The following is a 20,747-nucleotide window of genomic DNA, read 5'->3' on the forward strand; positions in this document are numbered from 1 at the left end:
CCGCGGCGGCGGAAGCCGATGTCCACCTCGATGCTGCCCCGCCGGTCGACCCTGTCGGTGCTCGTGTTCCTCGTGCCGCCGCTCGTCCTCTACGGTGTCGCGGTGCTCCTGCCGATCGTGCAGTCGCTGTTCCTCAGCCTCTTCTCGTGGGACGGCATCACGGACATGGCGTTCGTCGGACTCGACAACTACGTGAAGATGCTCACCCGGGACGACGTGTTCTGGACCTCCTTCGGCAACGCCCTCGGCTACCTCGCGATCTGTCTGGTGCTCCAGCTCGGCGGCGCGCTCCTCGTCGCCGGGCTGCTCACGGCCCTCCCCCGGGCCCGCGAGCTCGTCAAGACGCTCTACCTCCTGCCGGCCGTCATCTCCACGGTCGCGATCGCCATCCTGTTCCAGCGGCTGTACGCGCTCGAACCGGTCGGGCTGATCAACCAGCTGCTCGCGTGGGTCGGCCTCGGCGACCTCCAGACGGCCTGGCTGTCGAACGTGCAGACCGTCCTCGCGGCCGTGTCGATCCCGGAGGGCTGGCGGTTCACCGGCCTGTACATGCTCATCATCTACGCCGCCCTCATGGCCGTACCCCGCGACCTCGAGGAGGCCGCCAGGCTGGACGGCGCCTCCTGGTGGCAGATCTTCTGGCGGATCCGCTTCCCGTACATCCGGCCGGTGTGGATCACGACGACGGTCATGGCGACGACCTTTGCGCTCCGCGGCTTCGACATCCCGTACCTGCTGACGAACGGCGGGCCCGGTCAGTCGTCCGAGCTGCTGACCACGTACATGTACAAGACGGCGTTCGTCCACACGGACTACGGCTACGCCAGCGCGATCTCCATGTTCATCGTCGTCGAGTGTCTCGTCGCCGTCGGCCTCATCTTCCTGCTGCTCCGACGGAAGGACAAGTCATGACCGCCACCCTCCCCGCCCGGCCGACCGAACACGTCGCGCCCCCGGTAGCGCCGACACCGAAGCGGAAACCCCGGCACACCCCGCGCGTGCGGGTGCAGCGGACGATCCTCACCGTGACCGTCGTCGCGATCGTGATCGTCCAGGTCTACCCGCTCGTCTGGTTGCTGCTCACGAGCTTCCGGACGGCGGCGGACTTCGCCGGTGGCAACCCCTTCGCGTTACCGTCCGAGTGGACGCTCGAGAACTACGCGCGGGCGTTCTCGACCGGCAACCTCGGGCTGAACATCGTCAACAGCCTGATCGTCACCCTCGGGTCGAGTGTCCTGATCGTCATCGCCGGCATGATGGCGGCGTACGCGCTCCAGGTCCTCGGGTTCCGGTTCAGCGGGCTCGTCCGCGGCCTGTTCCTCCTCGGCATCATCGTGCCCGTGCAGATCGCCCTCGTCCCGCTGTTCATCGACTACTCGCAGGTCGGCTTGCTCGACACCCACCTGTCGATGATCATCCCGCTGGCGGCGTTCGCCCTGCCGATGGCGGTGTACCTGTTCTCCTCGTTCTACGAGTACATCCCGAGGGAGATGTACGAGGCCGCGTCGCTCGACGGGGCGGGTCCGTACCGGATCTTCGGCCAGATCACCTTCCCGCTCTCGGTCAACACGATCATCACCGTCGTGCTCGTCAACAGCATCTTCATCTGGAACGACTTCATCTTCGCGAACACCTTCGTGCTCTCGGACGGATTGAAGACCATCCCGCTCGGCCTGCAGAACTACATCGGGGCGATGGGGAACACTGATTGGACGGCGACGTTCGCCGCCGTCTGCGTCACGGTCACACCGCTGCTGCTGGTGTTCCTCGTGTTGAACAAAGCGATGATCAGCGGCCTCGAGAGCGGAGCGACCAAGGGATGAGCAGCACCGACCAGCCGAAGCCCGGCGCGGACCACCCGAAGAACACCTCGGGCATCACGATGCGCGACGTCGCGAAGGCCGCCGGCGTCTCCGTGGCGACCGTCTCGCACGTCGTCAACGACAAGCCGGGGTCGCGGATCGGCGAGGACGCGAAACGTCGGGTGCACGAGGCGGTGGCGGAGCTCGGCTACCGGCCGAACGCCCTCGCAAAGACGCTGTCCCAGGGGCACTCACGGTTCATCGGCCTCGTCGCCGACGCGATCGCGACGACCCCGTTCGCCGGCCAGATCATCCACGGCGCCCAGGACGAGGCGTGGCGTCACGGCTACGTCCTGCTCGTCGCCAACACCGACGGCAACACGGCCGCCGAGGTGGAGGCCATCGCGATGATGCTCGAGCACCAGGTCCGCGGGATCCTCTACTCGACCTGGTTCCACCACGAGATCACCGTGCCGGATGCGCTCCTCCAGACCGACACCGTGCTCGTCGACTGCTACGCCGCCGGCAGCGGGCTCCCGGCCGTCGTCCCCGATGAGGAGCAGGGCGGGCGGACCGCGACCGAGGCGCTGCTCGCGGCCGGTCACCGACGGATCGCCTTCGTCAACACGACGACCCCCTCACCGGCACAGACCGACCGGCTCGCCGGGTACCGCTCGGCGTTGCAGGCGGCGGGGGTGGCCTTCGACGACGCCCTCGTGTTCCCGGCCTCACCGGAGCAGGAGGGCGGATACGCGGCGACCGCCGAGGTCGTCGACTCGGGCGCCACCGCGGTGTTCTGCCACAACGACCGTGTCGCGATGGGACTCTACGACGGACTGCGGGAGCACGGACTGCGGATCCCCGACGACATGGCCGTCATGGGGTTCGACAACCAGGACGTCATCGCCGCCCACCTCCGGCCACCGCTGTCGACGGTCGCCCTCCCCCACTACGAGCTCGGGGCTGCCGGTGTCCGTCGGCTGCTCGGTCTCGACGCCGCGCTGCCCGCCGGGCCGCAGCTCATCGCCTGCCCGGCCGTCCCGCGGCACTCCGTCTGAGGGCGCGACCGTGCACGACGAACAGCACGCCCTTCCACGGCCCCGCTTCCACCTGACGCCCGAGCGGAACTGGATGAACGACCCGAACGGCTTGGTCTTCCACCGCGGGCGGTGGCACGCGTTCTTCCAGTACAACCCGGAGGGTGGCGACTGGGGCAACATGAGCTGGGGTCACGCCTCGAGCGTCGACCTGCAGCACTGGGAGGAGCATCCGGTCGCCCTGCGGTACACCACCGAGGAGCAGGTGTACTCGGGATCGGTGGTCGCCGCGGGTCCCGGCGGACGCCTCACGGCGTACTACACGAGCGTGTCCACCGACGGTCGGCAGGCGCAGTCCCGGGCGACCAGTGACGACGACGGGCTCACCTGGCAGCGCGACCCGGAGAACCCGATCCTCGACCGCGGCTCGCACGCGTTCCGCGACCCGAAGATCATCCGGTACGAGGACGCCGCGGGCTTCCGTTGGATCATGCTGACGGTGGAAGCCGTGGAGCGTCAGGTCCTCGTGTACTCCTCCACCGACCTCCGAACCTGGGAGCACGTCAGCACCGTCGGTCCGTTCGGTCCCACCGGCGTCGTGTGGGAGTGCCCCGACCTCATCCAGCTCGCGGTCGACGGCCGCCCGGACGAGCTCCGGTGGGTCCTGCTCCTCAGCACCAACCCGATCGGCGACGCGCAGGACCCGGACGGGTCGTCGATGAGCTATCTCGTCGGCGACTTCGACGGCTCGGTGTTCACGCCTGAGCGGGCCGAGCTGCAGCGGCTCGACCACGGTCGGGACTTCTACGCCGCGGTCGGGTTCGACCGCGCTCCGGACGGTGAAGCGGTGATCCTCGGCTGGATGGGCAACTGGCGCTACGCAGCCGACCTCCCCGCCTCGCCGTGGCGGGGCGCGATGTCGCTCCCCAGACGCCTCTCCCTCACCACGGTCGACGGCCAGCCGCGACTCGTGCAGGAGCCGCCGGCCTTCGTCCGGGAACGACTGGCCGCGATCGACCCGACGACCGTCGCTCTGTCCTCGGACGCCGTCGACCTGGCGCTCGACGGCGACGGCGTGGTCGAGTTGCGCTGGGATCCGTCGATCACCGGTGAGCTGCGGCTCCGACTGACGGCCGACACCGACGGAGCGGTCCTCATCGTCCACGACCCGGCGGCGGCCTCACTCTCCGTCGCCCGGTCGGGCGGTGCCATGGAGACGGTGCACCCCGACTTCGCCTCCACGAGCATCGTCCCGCTCGCCGGCGACCGTCCGGCGCGGCTCGTCCTCAGCCTCGACGGCCCGCTGCTCGAGCTGTTCGTCAACGGCGGTCTCGCCACCGTCTCCGACCTCGTCCTCCTCGGGAGCGGACGACCGACGCTGACCCTCGCGAGCGAACGCGCCAGTCCTGTCTCGGTCGCCGTCGCCGTCCTCGACCGGGCGCCCGCCACCGACCAGGTGCACGCGCTCGCCTGAGCATTCCTCCACCGCACGATCCAGCACCATCCCCGCCACGGGTGCCTTCGGCGCGCCCGCGGCACCGACGAAAGGAACAGCAATGACGCACGACCTCTCCCGCCGGACCGTCCTCCAGGGCGCCGGCCTCGGGGCGCTCGCCCTGTTCGCGAGTGCCGGTACACCCCTCGCCGCACAGGCGCAGACCACCGCACAGGCGCAGGCCTCCCTCAGATCGGTGTTCCACATGACGCCGCCGTCGGGGTGGCTCTGCGACCCGCAACGACCGGTGTTCACGAACGGCGCGTACCAGCTGTACTACCTGCACTCCGGCCAGAACAACGGTCCGGGCGGTTGGGATCATGCGACGACGACCGACGGCGTCGCCTTCACCCACCACGGGACGGTCATGCCGCTGCAGCCGGACTTCCCGGTGTGGTCGGGTTCCGCCGTCGTCGACACGGCGAACACCGCCGGTTTCGGGGCGGGTGCGGTCATCGCCCTCGCGACGCAGCCCACGGACGGCGTCCGGAAGTACCAGGAGCAGTACCTCTACTGGTCGACGGACGGGGGCTTCACGTTCACGATGCTCCCCGACCCCGTGATCGTGAACACCGACGGACGTGCCGCCCAGACCACGGCGGAGATCGAGAACGCCGAGTGGTTCCGGGACCCGAAGGTCCACTGGGACGCGGCCAGGAACGAATGGGTGTGCGTCATCGGCCGGGCGCGCTACGCGGCCTTCTACACCTCGACCGACCTCACGACGTGGCAGTTGCAGCACAACTTCGACTTCCCGAACCATGACCTCGGCGGCATCGAATGCCCGGACCTGTTCGAGATGCGAGCGGGTGACGGCAGCTGGCACTGGGTGCTGGGCGCCAGCATGGACGCCTACTCGATCGGCCTGCCGATGACCTACGCCTACTGGACGGGCACCTGGGACGGGACGCGGTTCACGGCCGACGACCTCACCCCGCAGTGGCTGGACTGGGGCTGGGACTGGTACGCCGCCGTCACCTGGCCGAAGGCGGAGTCGCCCGACGACCGCCGGCTGGCGATCGCCTGGATGAACAACTGGAAGTACGCGGCCCGCGACGTCCCCACCGACGCCTCGGACGGCTACAACGGCCAGAACTCCGTCGTCCGGGAGCTGCGACTCGAGGCCCAGTCCGGTGGTCGGTACAGCCTGCTCAGCTCACCCGTGGACGCCCTGGCCGGGTATGCGACCTCGACTGTCTCCCTCCCGGACCAGACGGTCACCGGGAGCGCCGTCCTGCCTTGGAGCGGCCGGGCGTACGAGATCGAGCTCGACCTCACCTGGGACACCGCGACCAACGTCGGTCTCTCCGTCGGGCGCTCGGCGGACGGCTCCCGACACACCAACATCGGGAAGGCCGGGGCCGAGCTCTACGTCGACCGCGCACCGTCCGACCTGGCCGGCTTCTCGCTGCTGCCGTACACGCGTGCCGCAGCACCGATCGACGCGGCTGCACGCTCGGTCCACCTGCGGGTCTTCGTCGACACGCAGAGCGTCGAGGTCTTCGTCGACGCCGGTCACACCGTCGTCTCGCAGCAGGTGCACTTCGCCGAGGGCGACACGGGGATCTCGCTCTACTCCGATGGCGGGCCGCTGACCGCCTCGGGGATCACGATCCGCGAGTTCGGCACGGCGATCTGAGGCGAGCGCACGCATCCATACGTCAGGATGGACGGATGGATCTCCAGAGCCTTGCCGAGCACGGACGTTGGACGACGGCCCCTGCGGCGGTGACGACGGAGCCGGACGGTTCCCTGCTCGTCACCGCCGTCGAGGGCAGTGACGCCTGGCGGCACACCTCCTACGGTTTCGTCCACGACACGGAGCACGCGCTGATCGCGCCGATGCAGCGACGGGCGGCGATCGAGGTGTCGTTCGTCCTCGACGGCTCCGAGCAGTTCGATCAGGCCGGTGTGTTCCTCCGCGCCTCCGAGTCGACGTGGATCAAGGCCGGGGTCGAGGTGTCCGACGGGGTCGCCCAGCTCGGCGCGGTCGTCACGCACGGCACCTCGGACTGGTCGGTGGCGCCGGTCCCCGACTGGCTCGGACGAACGGTCACCGTGCGCGCGAGCCGCGACGGCGACGCCGTCACCGTGCGCGCCCGGGTGGACGACGAGGACTGGCGACTGGTCCGCGTCGCCCACCTCGACCCGGAGGCCGACGTCGAGGCGGGACTCTTCTGCGCGGCCCCCACGCGCGCCGGCCTCACAGTCCGGTTCACCGCGGTGCGTCTCGGACCGCCGGACGACGCGCTCCACGGCTGACCGTCTGCGCGGTCGCGGCGTTGCGCTCCGCGAGCTGCGCGAACGCGGCGGCGAGCTCGGGCGGCTCGACGACGTCGATGTCGGTGTCGAAGCGGTTGAGGGAGGCGGCGAGCGCGACCCACGACCAAGCGCCGGCGGTGTAGCGCGTGCGGTCCGGGCCGAGGGGCCCGGCGGTGCCGTCGCCGACGAACGGTCGGACCGCCTCGAACGGCAGGTGGAGCACGACGGTGCCGACACAGGGCCAGGCGTCGGTCTGCTCTGAACCCTTGAACCTCGCCGCCACGAACGCCTGCACGTCTCCACCCGGCACCTCACGCGGACGGAACCGCGGTCCGGTCGGCGTCCTCGGCGCGATGCGGTCGGCGCGGAAGATCCGCCAGTCGTCGCGATCGAGGTCCCAGGCCACGAGGTACCAGCGTCCCTGGGAGGTGACCAGGTGGTGCGGCTCGACGCGCCGGGGCGGTTCCGGGTCGTCGTCGGATCGCCCGAACCGGAGCACCTCCCGCGCGCGGATGGCCGCGGACAGCGCGAGGAGGACCGAGACGGCCACCTGGGGCGTCGGTCCGTCGCCGGCTCGGGGCACCGAGGTGACGTCGACGGCGTCCAGTCGATGCCGCAGCCGCGACGGCAGGACCTGGCTCACGGTCGCCAGTGCTCGGAGCGCGGGCTCCTCGAACCCGGATCCCGCGACGGCGGCGGTCTGGAGGGCGATGGCGAGCGCAACGATCTGCTCGTCATCGAAGAGCAGCGGCGGGAGCTCGCTCCCGGCGTCGAGGTGGTACCCGCCGTCCGGCCCCATCGTGGCCTCGATGCGATACCCCATCTCCCGGAGCCGGTCGACGTCGCGGCGGATCGTGCGGTGGCTGACGTCCAGCCGGTCGGCGAGCAGGGCACCCGGCCAGTCGCGCCGCGCCTGCAGGAGCGAGAGCAACTGCAGGAGTCGGGAGGTCGGTGAGGCCATGGTGCGAGCGTAGTCCGAGTGTAGGACATTATCTGTCCTAGACGCCTGGGACAGTGGTGCTCGACCGGGAGGAGCCCGGCACGACTCGAGGAGCACGCATGAGCATCACGACCACGACCCACCTCAATTTCCAGGGCGACGCCCGCGCTGCGCTGGAGTTCTACGAGTCCGTCTTCGGCGGGCGGACGACGATCGCGAGCTACAGCGACCTCGGGATGCCGAAGGACGCCCCGGGTGCCGACCTGATCGTCTTCGGTCAGGTCGAATCCGAGGACGGCTTCCGGGTGATGGCGTACGACAGCCCCGGAGCTCCGGCGGCGTCACTGATCGGCACCGGAACGACCCGCCGCGAGCACGGGACGACGGTCACCGAGCAGTCCTGCTTCGTCGCGGTGCGCGGCGAGACGCTCCCGGAAGTCGAGATGTTCTGGAACCGACTCGTCGTCGGAGGTTCGGTCGTCGAGGAGCTCGCCGCGTCCGCCTGGAGCCCCGGCTTCGGCATGGTGACCGACCGATTCGGCGTCACCTGGGTGCTCGACGTCGCGGCGGCCGGCTGAGGCGTCCACGCACGTCCTGCGGGACAGAGAACGGGCCGGTGCGGACGATCGTGTCCACACCGGCCCGTTCCGGTCGTCAGGTCGCGGCTCAGCGCACTGTGTCGAACCGCTGGCCCTCAGGCTTCGAGGGCAGGAGGAAGAGGACGAACAGGATGAGGCCGCCGACCGACGGGATGAGCGAGAGGAAGTAGAACGGGCCGGGGAAGTTGGCGTCGTGCAGGCGGCGCCAGGCGATGGCCAGGTTCGGGACGATGGTCGCCAGCCAGATGAGGCCGAGGAGCACCAGCCCGGTCAGGATCAAGGGAGCGGCTCCGGGGATCTCGAGGATGCCGGGCTGGGTGTAGTACGTCTTGGAACTGGTGATGCCGTCGAACACGACCGGCTCACGCTGCGCGGCGGCCGACACGGACCCGATCACGACACCCGTGAAGAAGAGGATGTTCGGGATGAGCGCGACGAGGAAGACGAACAGCGTGGCCCACCAGTACTCGCTCCGCGAGGCCCGGCCGGTGAAGGTCGCGTACTTGCGGAGGTAGCGCTTGATGGCCTGCGGGAAGGTCGCCCCGTAGAGCGGGAGCGTCAGGTCCTCCGGGGAGGCGGCACCGCGGATCGGAGCAGGCGCGTACGGCTGCCCGTACGTCGGCGTCGCGGGGTATTCAGGGGTGGTGTTGGAACTCATGGTGTCTTTCGATCGAGGTACACGGTACTGAGATCCTGGCATAACACATGACCACTCAAGAACAACTTGCGCGACCGACCGATTTCGGGCATGCTCCGCGGCATTGTTCCCGGTCCCTGAGCCTGTCGAAGGGCACACGAGGAACCTCTGCACTTCGACAAGCTCAGTGACCAGGAGCGGCATGCCGGACCGCTCCCGTCCGGGAGTAACCTCGTCCGATCCCTGAGCCTGTCGAAGGGCGCACGGGAACCTCCCGAATCCGGCACTCTTCCTCCGCTCCCTGAGCCTGTCGAAGGGCACACGAGGAACCTCCCGAATACGGCACTCTTCCTCCGGTCCCTGAGCCTGTCGAAGGGCACACGAGCGACCGCCCGAATCCGGTGATCCTCCACCGGTCCCTAAGCCTGTCGAAGGGCACACGAGAATCTCCCACAGCCGCTCCGACTCACCATTTGGAATGTCAGTGGTCCATGGTGGACTGGTTCCATGACCGAGACCACCCTCACCGCGACCCGCGTCGGCGAAGAATACGCCGCGCAGCTGGCGGAGTTCTCGGACGAGTGGACTGAGATCCACCGGCAACAGGCCGTCCTCGACGCACGGAAAGCGCGCCTCCTCGCCCGCTCCGCCGCCTACGCCGATGCCTTCGCGGACGCCACGGTCCCCGTGATCTTCCCGCCGGCCGAGCGTCAGGCGCTCTCCCGCCGGTCGACCTGCGCGGCTCTCGCGATGGCGACCCGAATACCGGAGCGGACGATCCAACGGGCGACCAACGACGCCGAGCGCCTCGTGAACGACGCACCAACCGTACTCGCGTCACTGGAGGCCGGCCGCATCTCGGCGCGGCATGCGCAGGTGATCACCGACCAGCTCTGCGACGTCCCTGCTGCTGGGCGGGCGGTGTTCCTCGAGCAGGTGCTGCCGGTCGCCGAAGGTGCGACCGTCTCGTACCTCCGGCAACGCGCCCGTGTCCTGCGCGAGCGCCTCCACCCCGAATCGATCACCGCCCGAGCGGTCCGCTCCGAGGCCGACCGCCGGGTCGAGTTCGAACCGGCCGCCGATGGCATGGCCTGGGTGCACCTGTTCACCACCGCGCCCATCGCGCAGGGCATCGCCGAGCGGATCGAGGCGGCCGCGGCGGAGTCACGTAACGCCGGTGACACCCGCACGTGCGCCCAGCTGCAGGCAGATGCCCTGGCGGCGCTCGCACTCACTGGCGTGACTCCGGAAGATGTGATGTCGAGCCCGGTGCTCCCACACCCGATCGAGGTCCAGGAGCATATCAAGTCCACGGTGCAGATCACGGTCCCGGCGCTCAGCATGGCCGGCGTCTCCGACGCACCCGGCATGCTCGACGGCTACGGTCCGATCGATCCCGAGACCGCCGCCCGGCTCGCGGTCAATGCACCGAGCTTCACCAGGATCCTCGTCCAGCCGGAAACCGGCGCGGTCTTGTCGGTCGGGCGGAATCAGTACCGGGTTCCCGCTGACCTCCAACGGGCGGTGCGACTTCGGGACGGCACCTGTCGTGCACCAGGCTGCGGCAGGCGCGCCCGAGCGTGTGACCTCGACCATTCGGTCGCGTGGGACGACGGCGGGACAACGGATGTCGGGAACCTCGCCTGTCTCTGCCGACATCACCACCGGATGAAGCACCTCCCCGGGTGGAACCTCGACCATCGGCCCGGCGGGGTCCTCGACTGGACAACACCCGATGGGAAGCAGTATCGGACGGAACCGGATCCCGCACCGTTCTGACCACCCGCCCATCCCTGGGCTGCGCCGCACTGAGCTTGTCGAAGTGTCGAAGGGTTCCTCGTGGGCACTTCGACAAGCTCAGTGACCGGGAAAGGTGTGCCCGAACCGTTTCGGTCCCTGAGCCTGTCGAAGGGTTCCTCGTGCGCACTTCGACAAGCTCAGTGACCAGGAAAGGTGTGCCCGAACCGTTTCGGTCCCTGAGCCTGTCGAAGGGTTCCTCGTGCGCACTTCGACAAGCTCAGTGACCGGGGAAGGTGTGCCCGGAACGATGAGGCGTCCTCGTGGGCACTTCGACAAGCTCAGTGAGCGGAAGAGGTGTGCCCGGAACGATGAGGCGTCCTCGTGGGCACTTCGACAAGCTCAGTGAGCGGAAGAGGTGCGCCCGGAACGATGAGGCGTCCTCGTGGGCACTTCGACAGGCTCAGTGACCGGAGAAGGTCCACCGGGAACGCCTGGGTCCCTGAGCCTGTCGAAGGGCAGCTGGGTCGTGACACCTCGGTGAGCCGGAGACACTCACCGGGAACGATTCGGTCCCTGAGCCTGTCGAAGGGCAGCTGGGTCGTGACACCTCGGTGACCGGAGGAGGCCCACCAGGGGTGCGCCCGGCCCCTCTGCCGGCCAGAGCGCGCTCCGAGCCGCACCACGTCTAGGAAAGCGCTTGCCGAGCGCCGCCCGCACCGGTAACCTCGTCCGGAACCCCACCCGGAAGGTCGCGATGCTGCGCCGAAACGACACCTCCACCATGCCGATCGTCGTCAACGACAACGCCGCCTGGTGCTGGTTCCAGGACGAGCGCGCACTCGTCGATCCGACCTCGAACCTGCTCGTCGTCGGCTCGATCGCGTCGACGGGCGGCGTCGACGGCGAGCAGCGCGGCGGCAACGTCGAGGTCACCGTCGTCGACCTCAGCACCGGCACCGCCGACATCGTCGTCCTGCACGAACGCCACGAGTCCGACGACCACGATGTCCCGGCACTGTGGCGGCGGCGCGACGGGCGCTGGCTCGCGATGTACACCCGCCACAAGACCGACGACCTCACCCGCTGGCGCATCAGCGAACCACACGACCCACGCCGCTGGGGGCCCGAGCACACGTTCGACTGGAGCGCGCACACCGGCGGACTCGGCGTGACCTACTCGAACGTCCACGAACTCGACGGCCGCCTGTACTGCTTCGCCCGCGCCGTCAACGACGACCAGTGCGCGCTCGTGTCGGACGACGACGGCGACACCTGGAACTACGCCGGCAAGCTGTTCACCCGGCCGAAGGTCGGCTACGTCAACGGCTACACGCGCTACGTCTCCTCCCCCGGGCGCATCGACCTCATCACCACCGACCACCACCCGCGCGACTACGACAACAGCGTCTACCACGGCTTCCTCGACGCCGACGGGCTCCACCGAACCGACGGCGCCGTCGTCGACCCGCATCCGTTGCGTGGCGACGCACCCTCGCAGGTCGAGCTCACCACCCTCGTCGCCGCCGGCTCACGAATGCCCGACGGCGCCAGCTGGGCCGGCGACCGACTCTCCCACTGCTGGACCGTCGACGTGCGACGAGCCCCCGACGGCACCGTGGCCGCCGTCGTCTCCGCCCGCGCCGACGACGGACCAGCGCATCCGGACGAGGCGACCGAACGACTCCGGCCCGTCCTGGACCACCGGTTCCTCTTCGCCCGCCTCACGCCCGGCGGCTCCTGGCAGGTACACCCACTCGCCCTCGCCGGCCCCGGCCTCCTCCCGCACGAGCAGGACTACACCGGACTCGTGGCGATCGACCCGGACGACCTCGACTCACTCTACGTCTCGACGCCGATCGATCCCCGAGACGACCAACCGCTCGCCCACCACGAGATCTTCCACGGTCACACCGACGACGACGGGGCGACCTGGGCCTGGACGCCCGTCACAGAGGACTCCGACGTCGACAACCTGCGGCCGATCGTCGCACCCGGCGACCCCTCGGCCGTCTCGCTCCTCTGGTTCCGCGGGGACATGGCGAGCTCGCAGGGCTACCGGTGCGAGGCCGTCCTGCTCCGGCTGCCACGCACCGGGTGACGACCGGTCACTCGGGCCAGGACACCTCGCCACTGAAGTCCGGGTGCTTACGGAGGTAGGCCTGGATGAAGGGGCAGTACGGCACGATCGTCAGTCCTCGCTCGACCGCATCGTCGAGCGCCGCGGCGGCGAGGACGCTGCCGAGCCCCTGCCCGCCGAAGTCGGGATCGATCTCGGTGTGGGTGAACAGGATGCGACCAGGTTCCTCCCGGTACCCGGCGATCCCGGCGACGCGCTCCCCCACTCTGATCTCGTACTCGTGACGCTCGTCGTTGCGGACGACCTGCGGGCCGTCCTCGGGTGTGCTCGATGTCGACATCGGGGCTCCCTTCCGTTCGTCCCCCACTGTACGTCGAGCGATCCGTCATGTGCTGTTTACGCAGCGGCCGATTCCGCAACGTGCCGGAAACACGCGCACAGGCCATCGGAAACACGCCGGTGTCACGCTGGGCGCACCCGACGCGCTCCAGCCGCGTCCCTGCGGAGAGGCACCTCGAATGGATCAAGGAAACACAGCGTTCATCCTGATATCAGCGGCACTCGTGCTGCTCATGACACCAGGGCTCGCGTTCTTCTACGGCGGCCTGGTCAAGGCGAAGAGCGTCATCAGCATGATGATGATGAGCTTCGGCGCACTCGGCCTCATCGGCGTCCTCTGGGTGCTCTACGGGTACGCGATCGCGTTCCCCGGCTCCGAAGGCACCGTCGCCCCCTGGGCGATCGACACCGGGAACATCGGTCTGACCGCCGCCCTCGAGACGCCTGAGGGAGCGGCCTACCCGCCACTCGCCTTCGTCGCCTTCCAGGCCACCTTCGCGATCATCACCGTCGCCCTCGTCTCCGGCGCCATCGCCGACCGCGCGAAGTTCGGCTCCTGGATGATCTTCGCCGGCATCTGGGCGACCGTCGTCTACTTCCCGGTCGCGAGCTGGGTGTTCAACTTCGGCCTCGCCGACGACGGCAGCTTCGCCTACGGCGGTTGGATCACGCACGGCCTGCAGGACGTCTTCGGCGTCGGCGTCATCGACTTCGCCGGTGGTACCGCGGTCCACATCAACGCCGGTGCGGCAGCGCTCGCCCTCGCGCTCGTCCTCGGTCGTCGTGTCGGATTCAAGAAGGGCGCCTACGTCCCCCACAACCCGCCGTTCGTCCTCCTCGGCGCCGGTCTCCTCTGGTTCGGCTGGTTCGGGTTCAACGCCGGTTCGGAACTGGCGGCCGACGGCACCGCGGCACTCGTGTTCGTCAACACCATCGCGGCCCCGGCAGCAGCCCTGCTCGCCTGGCTCGTCGTCGAGAAGATCAAGGACGGCAAGCCGACCTCCGTCGGTGCCGCGTCGGGTGCCGTCGCCGGTCTCGTCGCCATCACCCCGGCGTGCGGTTCGCTGCACCCGATCTGGGCCATCGTCCTCGGTGTCGTCGCCGGCGCGGTCTGTGCGCTCGCGATCGACCTGAAGTTCAAGCTCGGCTTCGACGACTCGCTCGACGTCGTGGGCATCCACCTCGTCGGTGGTCTCATCGGCACCCTGTACCTCGGCTTCTTCGCCAACGGCACCGGCCTCTTCATGGGTGGTGACGCTTCGCAGCTGCTCGTCCAGGCGATCGCCGCGTTCGCCGTCCTCATCTACTCCTTCGTGCTCGCCTTCATCATCGGCTTCGCGATCGAGAAGACGATCGGGTTCCGCGTGAAGAACGAGGACGAGATCGCCGGCATCGACACCGTGGTCCACGGCGAAGAGGGCTACATCCTCGTCGACGACAAGGCCTGATCCACCGATCTGAACGACCTGCCCGACCCGACCCGACGAGGACGAGATGCGCGGAGCAGCTGGACCCGAACCGGCTGCCACCCCCGCTCATCTCGTCCTCGTCGACGTCGCGTCACGACCACCGGCCGACCCGGGCCCGCCCCGGCTCGTCCGGTTCGCCGACCTCGTGCGGCAACCACTCGACCGCGGCCGAGGTAGCGTGCGAGACGTCTGGACGAGCACCGACGTCGACCGCCGCATCCGCTGGCGCCTGCAGGTCGTCGAGCTCCGTGACGCCGCCGGACTCATCGCCGCTCCCGACGACATGAACCACGCGATCGTCGGCTTCGCCGGCCCACAGGTCGCGGTCCGCGCGGGCGGGAACGAGCTGAACGGCCCCGGACGCATCCTGCACCGCGATGAGGTCCTGACCGTGCGCGAATCCTCGGTGCGCCTCTCGAGGCCGCGGCTGCGGGCCTCGGGGTCGAGCTCGATGATCCTGCTGAGCTACAGCACCTCGGAGGACCCGCCGACGCTGAACTTCGAGCAGCCGGAGACCGCGCACGATCCCGCAGACGGCCTGCGGATCACCCTCGCCCTGCGCGGTCCGATCCGGCGCGGCGACGGCGAGGTCCCGCAGGGTGCCGCCCTCGTCTCCGCGCCGTTCGCCGTTCCGCCGCGCTACCGCTGACCGCTAGTGCTGACCGGCGGTCCGGCCGTCGGCGAACCGCTGTCGCGCGTGCTGCTGCCGCGACCCGACGGGCACCGCCTCGGTCGCCGCGGGCAGCCCCATGGACGGGGTCGACACGTAGATGCTCTCGGCGCGATCGACGAGGAACGTCTCGTGCCAGACGCCGACGGCCTTCGGCGCGGACCGGGCGCGCTTGTTGAACCGAGACCAGGCAGGCCGATGGGCGGAGGCCGGCGCTGACGCGTAGGCGTAGAGCTTGTCGATCGACGACCAGTACTGGACGAGGTACGGGCCGCTGGAACCGAGCAGGATGTGCGAACCGAGGAGCCCGGACTCCGGGTCGGACATGAGCTCCTGCAGCATGCGCGGCATGTCGCCGAAGATCGGGAGCCACTTGTCCACCCGCCACCACTGGTTGATGGTCATCCCGATGTGGAACACGACGAGCTCACCCTCGTGACGATGGGTGATTCGGCCGACGACGACGCGTGACATAGACTGCTCCTGTTCGATAGTGACGCTATCCAAGTTGGATAGTAGCACTATCCAGACGAGGGGGACAGGATGAGGATCTCGGAACTCGCGGCGGTGTCCGAGGTGCCGGTGGCGACCATCAAGTACTACCTGCGCGAGCAACTCCTCCCCGAGGGCGAGCGCACCTCGGCGACCCAGGCGAGCTACGGCGATGCACACGTGTCCCGGCTCCGCGTGATCCGCGCGCTGCTCACCGCCGGCGTGAGCATCGCGGAGACCCGCAACGTCGTCGCCGCGCTCGACTCACCGCCGGCGGGCCCCTACGACCTCCTCGGCGTCGCCCACACCGCCGTCACCCCGCGCCCGAGCGGTCCGGTCGACACGACCCGCGCCCTGGAGCTCTACGAACGACTCGGCGGCATCGAGGCGCAGTGCGATCCCGGACTCCTCGCCGGCCTGGCCGGGGCCTTGGACACCCTGGAACGAGCCGGCTTCACCGTGCCACCCGCGGTGCTCGACCGCTATGTCGACGCAGCGCGCAGCATCGCCGAAGCCGAGATCGACGGCATCCCGGCGGACTCCCCCGAGCTCGCGGTGCAGTACATCGTGCTCGGCACCGTGCTCACCGAACCGCTGATCCTCGCCCTCCGTCGGGCGGCTCAGCAGGTGGTGTCATCGGAGCGGTTCGCCGGGACGGAAGACCCGGCGCCCCAGCTATCCTGACGCTCAGGCTCCGAGGGCCTCAGGCGTCGAGTTCCGCCGAGGTGGGCGGGTTCGCCCCGGGCCGCGACACCGTGATGCTCGCGGCCCGTGCGGCGCGGTCGAGCAGCTGCTGCAGCACCTCGTCGGACACCTCACGAAGTCGCTCCTCGGCTCCGGGCCCAGCGATACCGGCGGTCAGCAGTCCGTCGATCAGCGCACCCATGAACGTGTCGCCGGCACCGACGGTGTCGGCCACCTGCACCCGCGGCGTCTCGATCTCGAGCACGGAACCGTCTCTGACCGCGACCGCCCCGTCACCACCCATCGTCACGACCACGAGTCCCGGCCCGGCCGCGACCCACTCCCGAGCGGCGTCCACCGGCGCCACACCGGGCAGGAGGAACGCGACGTCCTCGTCACTCGCCTTCACGACGTGGGCGCGTGCGATGCAGTCGAGGGCCGACTGACGCACGCGAGCTGCGTCGTCGATGAGCGATGGCCGGATGTTCGGGTCGTAGGTGATGAGTGCCGAGGGACGACGCGCCTCGACCAGCTCGCGCAGGCGGTCGGCACTCGGCTCGAGGACCGAGGCGATCGAGCCGGTGTGGACGACGGCGGCGTCCGGCGCACCCGAGGCCTCCAGATCGAGCGAGAGGTCGAACTCGTAGGTGGCCGCACCCTCGGCGTCGAGGGTCGCCTGCGCCGTGGACGTCCGACCGGTCGGAGCCGACACGAGGGCCACCGCGGACGCGTCGAGCCAGGAGCTGATCGCCGCGCCTCGCTCGTCGTCGCCCACATGGGTCACCAGGGCAGGGGCGCGGCCCAGCCGGCCGAGGGTGATCCCGACGTTCGCCGGGCTGCCGCCGGGGCTCTCCGCCTGCGTCCCGTCGAGCCGCCGGACGATGTCGATGAGGGTCTCGCCGGCGATGAGGACGTCGGTCGTGGGGGCTGCGTGCATGGCATCTCTCTCTGCTGGATCCGAGGGTCGGGTGGCGTCAACCGGCGTCGGTCGACACCGCGGCGATGAGCGAGTCGCGCTCGATGATCGGCATCGTGACCAGTTCATGCCCGAGGGCGTGCTGGCCGAGGAGCATCGACGCTCCGAGCGCGCCGATCTCCTGATAGGGCAGCCGTGCGGTGGTGAGGCCCGGGCGCAGGTAGCCGGCGAGGATCTCGTCGTCGAAGGAGACGATGGAGACGTCCTGCGGGATCCGGCGCCCCTGTTCGAGCAGCACCTGGTAGGCACCGAAGGCGACGCCGTCGTTCGCGGCGAGGATCGCCGTGACGTCCGGGTGGCGCTCGAGGAGCGTGGCCGTCGCCTCGTAACCGGGTTCCGGTTGCCACTCGACGATGTCGACGCGCGCCGGTTCGATCCCGGCCTCCGCGAACGCCGCGGCGATGCCCGCGAAGCGCAGCGCCACCGTCGCACTCTGTCGTGGGTCGCTGATGACGTCCTGCGGCAGGTCGCCGACCACGCCGATCCGTCGGTGACCCGCGTCGACGAGCCGTTTCGCGACCGCGTACCCGGCCGCACGTTCGTCGGGCAGGACGTTCGCGTGCCCCGAGGAGGACGCTCCGTTGAGCACGACGACGGGGACACCGGTCGAGGTGGCGGGGAGGTCGATGAGGCGGGCGCCGAGGAGGCCGATGAGGATGCCGTCGACCCGGTGGTCGATCATCGTCTCGAAGGCGCGGGCGAGGCCGCCCTCGATCCCCTCGGTCTCCGCGATGAGCATCGTGTGGTCGTGGGCCTTCGACACCTCGAGCGCGCCGCCGATGAGCCCCGAGGCGTGCCGGGTGAGCGTGACCTCGTCGGAGATGAACCCGATCGTCCTGGTCTTCCCGCGGCGCAGCACCTGGGCCGCGGGGTTCGGGCGGTAGTCGAGCTCCGCCGCGGCGGCGCGTACCCGCTCGACGGCGTCCGCGGACAGCCGGGAACCGGGGCGGTCGTTCATGATCATGCTCACCGCGGCCTTGGACATGCCCGCGCGCTCCGCGACGTCCGCGAGGGTCGTGCGGCGGCGTTGCGTGGACATGACACTCCCTCGTGCGGTTTGCTGAATCAGTTCAGCATATCGCGCGGAGCTGTGTTATGTTTCGTTTGCTGAATCCGTTCAGCACCTCTATTCACGGCTCATCGTCCGCGCCCTGCGAACGGTCGGCCCCGATTTCGCAGGAGCAACAACGTGGTTGATCTGAGTCGCAGGGCGGCACTCGCCTTGCTCGGTCTCGGTCTGGCGGGCACGGCCATCTCCTGGCCGCGCCTCACCGGCGGAGACATCCCCGGCCGAGGTGACGACGCCCTCACCGTCGCCCTCTTCGGCACCGCCCAGGACGCCGCCGCCCGGCAGTCGCTCGTGGACGGCTTCCAGAAGCTGCACCCCGACATCCCCGTCCGGATCATCGCGATCCAGGGCCAGGACTGGGGCAACTTCTTCGCCAAGATCCTCACGATGGTCGCGGCCGGCACCCCGCCGGACATCGTGTCGGTCGCCACGGAGGGCACCCAGCTGTTCGCCGAGCGCCTCGCCCACCCGATTGACGAGTACGTGCAGCGCGACGCCGCCGAGCTGCAGGAGTACTTCGACGACGTGAACCCCTCGCTCATCGAGTCGTTCATGTACAAGGGCAACCTGTTCCAACTGCCCGACAACTTCAACGCGGCGAACATGTACTACAACACCTCCGCGTTCGAGCGGGCCGGCCTCGAGCGTCCGCGCGACGACTGGTCGGTCGACGACTTCTTCACCGTCGGCCGCACCATGCAGGCCAGCGCCCCCGGATCGTTCCTGCCGTACTTCTGGAACAACCGACTCTGGGGCGGCGTCGTGCCCTGGTTGTACATCAACGACACGAGCTTCCTCACCGAGGAGAAAGCACCCGGCGGCGACTGGATGTGGTCGAAGTTCTACCCGAACGAGACCCCTCGTGGTGGTGGGTACCTGTGGGAGAACGCCGACGCGCTCAGCGACCGCACCGTCGAGAGCTTCGAGGTCCTGCAGCGCATGGTCTCCGAGGGCATCGCCGCGAACCCCGCCCAGGGCGGCGGCAACGAGCTCGTCTCGCTCTTCTCCCGCGGCTCGGTCGGCATGACGCCGGCCGGCGGGTTCTGGGTCAAGGGACTCAACGACGCCGGCCTCGGCGACGACGAGTACGACGTCACCTACTTCGCGAAGATGCGCGGACAGCGCCACCAGTTCGGAGCCGGCGGCTACGCGATGATGCAGACCTCCGAACGCAAGGACGAGGCGTGGGAGTGGATGAAGTACTGCATCTCCGTCGAGGGCATGTCGATCGCGCACAGCCAGCCCGACTCGTCGCTGCCCCGGCGCTCGCTCAACGCCGAGCTGTACGGCGGTGACATCGGCCCGAAGCACTGGGAGGTCTTCTACGACACCCTCGACCGGTTCCCGACGACCGGCCCGATGCCCGCACCGCCTCAGCAGGCGGCCGTGGAGTCGGCCCTCATCAAGAACGTGGTCGGCACGATCACGAATGGCCCGAACGGCGTCCGCCGCGGCCTCGAGACGATGCAGCGAGACCTCGAACTCGCGCTGAAGGGACGATGATGGCACTGCAGTCACCGACGGCGACCCGGGCACTGGTCGTCCCGCCCGAGGCCAAGACCGGACGGCGCAAGCAGGCCCCTCGCGGCAGCCGGCTGCTCGTCTGGGTGTTCCTCGCCCCGACGCTCATCGGCCTCGGACTCTTCAGCTTCGTCCCGATCATCGGGTCGTTCGTCCTCGCCTTCTTCCGGTGGGACATCATCTCGGCACCCGAGTTCGTCGGCGTCGGCAACTTCGTCGACCTCGCGGCCAACCCGACGGTGCGCGTGTCCTTCCTGAACACGGTCGGCTTCGTCGTGGTTGCGGTGACGCTGCAGCTCGCCGTCGCGCTCCTCCTCGCGATCCTCGTGCAGTCGCGCATGCCGGAATGGCTGCGTACCTTCTTCCGCTCCGCGCTGTTCTTCCCGTTGGTGCTGTCGGCCGCGTCCGTGTCGCTCGTGATGTCGTACCTGTTCAACCAGGAGTTCGGCCTCGTCAACGAGTTCCTCGGGCTCTTCGGCGTCGGGAACATCGGCTGGCTGACGACCGGGTTCGGAGCGAAGATCGTCGTCCTCCTCGTGTACGTGTGGCAGAACTTCGGCTTCACCTTCCTGCTGTTCATCGGCGGACTCGCCGCGATCCCGCGCGAGGTCTACGAGGCGTCGTCGCTCGACGGCGCGTACGGCTGGAGCCAGTTCCGGAACGTCACCCTGCCCCTCGTGAGTCCCACCATGCTCGTCGCGTCCGTCATGGCCATCATCAGCGCCCTGCAGATCTTCGATCAGCCGTACGTCCTCACGCGAGGTGGGCCGGGAGACGACACCCGAACCGCGGTGATGGTGATCTACGAGTCCGCGTTCCAGCAGCTCGACTTCGGTCTCGCCGCAGCGATCGGCATCGTGCTGACGCTCCTGATCATGCTCGTCACCGCCGCACAGTTCCGGCTGAGCAAGCGTTTCGTCTTCTACGGATGAGGTCCC

At 69.2% G+C, this 20,747-nt stretch carries 20 protein-coding genes; 14 read left to right on the forward strand and 6 right to left on the reverse strand.

Translation table 11 applies throughout. The features are described 5' to 3' along the window. Window positions 1-30: 30 nt before the first annotated feature. From IFT89_RS03220 to IFT89_RS03245, 6 genes are all read left to right on the forward strand, one after another. Window positions 31-912, forward strand: a complete 882-nt coding sequence (locus IFT89_RS03220; protein WP_056013507.1) for a carbohydrate ABC transporter permease — start codon at window positions 31-33, stop codon at window positions 910-912. Beyond that, window positions 909-1,823 (forward strand): carbohydrate ABC transporter permease, encoded by a 915-nt coding sequence (locus IFT89_RS03225; RefSeq protein WP_124769781.1) that lies wholly within the window; start codon window positions 909-911, stop codon window positions 1,821-1,823. Before IFT89_RS03220 ends, IFT89_RS03225 begins: the two co-directional genes overlap by 4 nt. Continuing rightward, window positions 1,820-2,860, forward strand: a complete 1,041-nt coding sequence (locus IFT89_RS03230) for a LacI family DNA-binding transcriptional regulator (protein WP_202938201.1) — start codon at window positions 1,820-1,822, stop codon at window positions 2,858-2,860. The genes IFT89_RS03225 and IFT89_RS03230 overlap by 4 nt, the downstream gene beginning before the upstream one ends. A 10-nt stretch (window positions 2,861-2,870) precedes the next feature. Further along, entirely contained in the window at window positions 2,871-4,313 is a 1,443-nt protein-coding gene (locus IFT89_RS03235) for a glycoside hydrolase family 32 protein (protein WP_202938202.1), read from the forward strand. 82 nt (window positions 4,314-4,395) lie between these two features. Further along, window positions 4,396-5,973: a glycoside hydrolase family 32 protein gene (locus IFT89_RS03240; RefSeq protein ID WP_202938203.1), complete on the forward strand. Its 1,578-nt coding sequence runs from the start codon at window positions 4,396-4,398 to the stop codon at window positions 5,971-5,973. A 35-nt stretch (window positions 5,974-6,008) separates the two neighbouring features. Further along, window positions 6,009-6,596: a DUF1349 domain-containing protein gene (locus IFT89_RS03245; RefSeq protein ID WP_202938204.1), complete on the forward strand. Its 588-nt coding sequence runs from the start codon at window positions 6,009-6,011 to the stop codon at window positions 6,594-6,596. Here IFT89_RS03245 and IFT89_RS03250 read toward each other — a convergent pair. Beyond that, entirely contained in the window at window positions 6,550-7,557 is a 1,008-nt protein-coding gene (locus IFT89_RS03250; RefSeq protein WP_202938205.1) for a helix-turn-helix transcriptional regulator, read from the reverse strand. The genes IFT89_RS03245 and IFT89_RS03250 overlap by 47 nt on opposite strands. Window positions 7,558-7,655: 98 nt before the next feature. On the opposite strand from IFT89_RS03250, the gene IFT89_RS03255 reads away from it, so the two are divergent. Further along, complete coding sequence (locus tag IFT89_RS03255; RefSeq protein WP_202938206.1) at window positions 7,656-8,114, forward strand: VOC family protein; 459 nt, start codon at window positions 7,656-7,658, stop codon at window positions 8,112-8,114. A gap of 88 nt (window positions 8,115-8,202) precedes the next feature. Here IFT89_RS03255 and IFT89_RS03260 read toward each other — a convergent pair whose 3' ends face one another. Continuing rightward, complete coding sequence (locus IFT89_RS03260; RefSeq protein WP_202938207.1) at window positions 8,203-8,793, reverse strand: DUF805 domain-containing protein; 591 nt, start codon at window positions 8,791-8,793, stop codon at window positions 8,203-8,205. 486 nt (window positions 8,794-9,279) lie between these two features. Here IFT89_RS03260 and IFT89_RS03265 point away from each other — a divergent pair, with 486 nt between their 5' ends. Then, window positions 9,280-10,551: an HNH endonuclease signature motif containing protein gene (locus IFT89_RS03265; RefSeq protein WP_202938208.1), complete on the forward strand. Its 1,272-nt coding sequence runs from the start codon at window positions 9,280-9,282 to the stop codon at window positions 10,549-10,551. A 658-nt stretch (window positions 10,552-11,209) separates the two neighbouring features. After that, window positions 11,210-12,610: a BNR-4 repeat-containing protein gene (locus tag IFT89_RS03270; RefSeq protein WP_244650562.1), complete on the forward strand. Its 1,401-nt coding sequence runs from the start codon at window positions 11,210-11,212 to the stop codon at window positions 12,608-12,610. Window positions 12,611-12,617: 7 nt separating this feature from the next. On the opposite strand, the gene IFT89_RS03275 is transcribed toward IFT89_RS03270, so the two are convergent. Beyond that, window positions 12,618-12,929, reverse strand: a complete 312-nt coding sequence (locus tag IFT89_RS03275) for a GNAT family N-acetyltransferase (protein WP_137243500.1) — start codon at window positions 12,927-12,929, stop codon at window positions 12,618-12,620. A 178-nt stretch (window positions 12,930-13,107) separates the two neighbouring features. On the opposite strand from IFT89_RS03275, the gene IFT89_RS03280 reads away from it, so the two are divergent. Together IFT89_RS03280 and IFT89_RS03285 are read left to right on the forward strand one after the other, a co-directional pair. Next, complete coding sequence (locus tag IFT89_RS03280) at window positions 13,108-14,376, forward strand: ammonium transporter (protein WP_137243501.1); 1,269 nt, start codon at window positions 13,108-13,110, stop codon at window positions 14,374-14,376. Between the two features lie 46 nt (window positions 14,377-14,422). After that, window positions 14,423-15,046, forward strand: coding sequence for a hypothetical protein (locus IFT89_RS03285; protein ID WP_202938209.1), 624 nt, complete (start codon window positions 14,423-14,425; stop codon window positions 15,044-15,046). A gap of 3 nt (window positions 15,047-15,049) precedes the next feature. Here IFT89_RS03285 and IFT89_RS03290 read toward each other — a convergent pair whose 3' ends face one another. Beyond that, complete coding sequence (locus tag IFT89_RS03290) at window positions 15,050-15,541, reverse strand: DUF4188 domain-containing protein (RefSeq protein ID WP_202938210.1); 492 nt, start codon at window positions 15,539-15,541, stop codon at window positions 15,050-15,052. A 69-nt stretch (window positions 15,542-15,610) separates the two neighbouring features. On the opposite strand from IFT89_RS03290, the gene IFT89_RS03295 reads away from it, so the two are divergent. After that, entirely contained in the window at window positions 15,611-16,243 is a 633-nt protein-coding gene (locus IFT89_RS03295) for a MerR family transcriptional regulator (RefSeq protein ID WP_137243504.1), read from the forward strand. Between the two features lie 19 nt (window positions 16,244-16,262). Here IFT89_RS03295 and IFT89_RS03300 read toward each other — a convergent pair whose 3' ends face one another. After that, the gene (locus IFT89_RS03300; RefSeq protein WP_202938211.1) at window positions 16,263-17,180 is read right to left on the reverse strand and encodes a carbohydrate kinase family protein; all 918 of its coding nucleotides are present in this window, start codon (window positions 17,178-17,180) and stop codon (window positions 16,263-16,265) included. Window positions 17,181-17,217: 37 nt separating this feature from the next. Then, window positions 17,218-18,258, reverse strand: a complete 1,041-nt coding sequence (locus IFT89_RS03305; protein ID WP_202938212.1) for a LacI family DNA-binding transcriptional regulator — start codon at window positions 18,256-18,258, stop codon at window positions 17,218-17,220. A gap of 150 nt (window positions 18,259-18,408) precedes the next feature. On the opposite strand from IFT89_RS03305, the gene IFT89_RS03310 reads away from it, so the two are divergent. Then, on the forward strand, window positions 18,409-19,791 hold the full coding sequence (locus tag IFT89_RS03310; RefSeq protein WP_202938213.1) for an extracellular solute-binding protein: 1,383 nt from the start codon (window positions 18,409-18,411) through the stop codon (window positions 19,789-19,791). Continuing rightward, a complete protein-coding gene (locus IFT89_RS03315; RefSeq protein ID WP_191941566.1) occupies window positions 19,791-20,741 on the forward strand; it encodes a carbohydrate ABC transporter permease in 951 nt (316 codons plus the stop codon). Before IFT89_RS03310 ends, IFT89_RS03315 begins: the two co-directional genes overlap by 1 nt. Window positions 20,742-20,747 lie beyond the last annotated feature (6 nt).

It is taken from the genome of Plantibacter sp. CFBP 13570 (assembly GCF_014841395.1).
GTDB lineage: Bacteria > Actinomycetota > Actinomycetes > Actinomycetales > Microbacteriaceae > Plantibacter > Plantibacter auratus.

Excerpts from the sequence above, each read along its gene's own strand:
- IFT89_RS03220 (WP_056013507.1), top strand. The coding sequence starts at position 31 with ATGCTGCCCCGCCGGTCGACCCTGTCGGTGCTCGTGTTCCTCGTGCCG.
- IFT89_RS03225 (WP_124769781.1), top strand. The coding sequence starts at position 909 with ATGACCGCCACCCTCCCCGCCCGGCCGACCGAACACGTCGCGCCCCCG.
- IFT89_RS03230 (WP_202938201.1), top strand. The coding sequence starts at position 1,820 with ATGAGCAGCACCGACCAGCCGAAGCCCGGCGCGGACCACCCGAAGAAC.
- IFT89_RS03240 (WP_202938203.1), top strand. The coding sequence starts at position 4,396 with ATGACGCACGACCTCTCCCGCCGGACCGTCCTCCAGGGCGCCGGCCTC.
- IFT89_RS03245 (WP_202938204.1), top strand. The coding sequence starts at position 6,009 with ATGGATCTCCAGAGCCTTGCCGAGCACGGACGTTGGACGACGGCCCCT.
- IFT89_RS03250 (WP_202938205.1), bottom strand. The coding sequence starts at position 7,557 with ATGGCCTCACCGACCTCCCGACTCCTGCAGTTGCTCTCGCTCCTGCAG.
- IFT89_RS03255 (WP_202938206.1), top strand. The coding sequence starts at position 7,656 with ATGAGCATCACGACCACGACCCACCTCAATTTCCAGGGCGACGCCCGC.
- IFT89_RS03260 (WP_202938207.1), bottom strand. The coding sequence starts at position 8,793 with ATGAGTTCCAACACCACCCCTGAATACCCCGCGACGCCGACGTACGGG.
- IFT89_RS03265 (WP_202938208.1), top strand. The coding sequence starts at position 9,280 with ATGACCGAGACCACCCTCACCGCGACCCGCGTCGGCGAAGAATACGCC.
- IFT89_RS03275 (WP_137243500.1), bottom strand. The coding sequence starts at position 12,929 with ATGTCGACATCGAGCACACCCGAGGACGGCCCGCAGGTCGTCCGCAAC.
- IFT89_RS03280 (WP_137243501.1), top strand. The coding sequence starts at position 13,108 with ATGGATCAAGGAAACACAGCGTTCATCCTGATATCAGCGGCACTCGTG.
- IFT89_RS03285 (WP_202938209.1), top strand. The coding sequence starts at position 14,423 with ATGCGCGGAGCAGCTGGACCCGAACCGGCTGCCACCCCCGCTCATCTC.
- IFT89_RS03290 (WP_202938210.1), bottom strand. The coding sequence starts at position 15,541 with ATGTCACGCGTCGTCGTCGGCCGAATCACCCATCGTCACGAGGGTGAG.
- IFT89_RS03295 (WP_137243504.1), top strand. The coding sequence starts at position 15,611 with ATGAGGATCTCGGAACTCGCGGCGGTGTCCGAGGTGCCGGTGGCGACC.
- IFT89_RS03300 (WP_202938211.1), bottom strand. The coding sequence starts at position 17,180 with ATGCACGCAGCCCCCACGACCGACGTCCTCATCGCCGGCGAGACCCTC.
- IFT89_RS03305 (WP_202938212.1), bottom strand. The coding sequence starts at position 18,258 with ATGTCCACGCAACGCCGCCGCACGACCCTCGCGGACGTCGCGGAGCGC.
- IFT89_RS03315 (WP_191941566.1), top strand. The coding sequence starts at position 19,791 with ATGGCACTGCAGTCACCGACGGCGACCCGGGCACTGGTCGTCCCGCCC.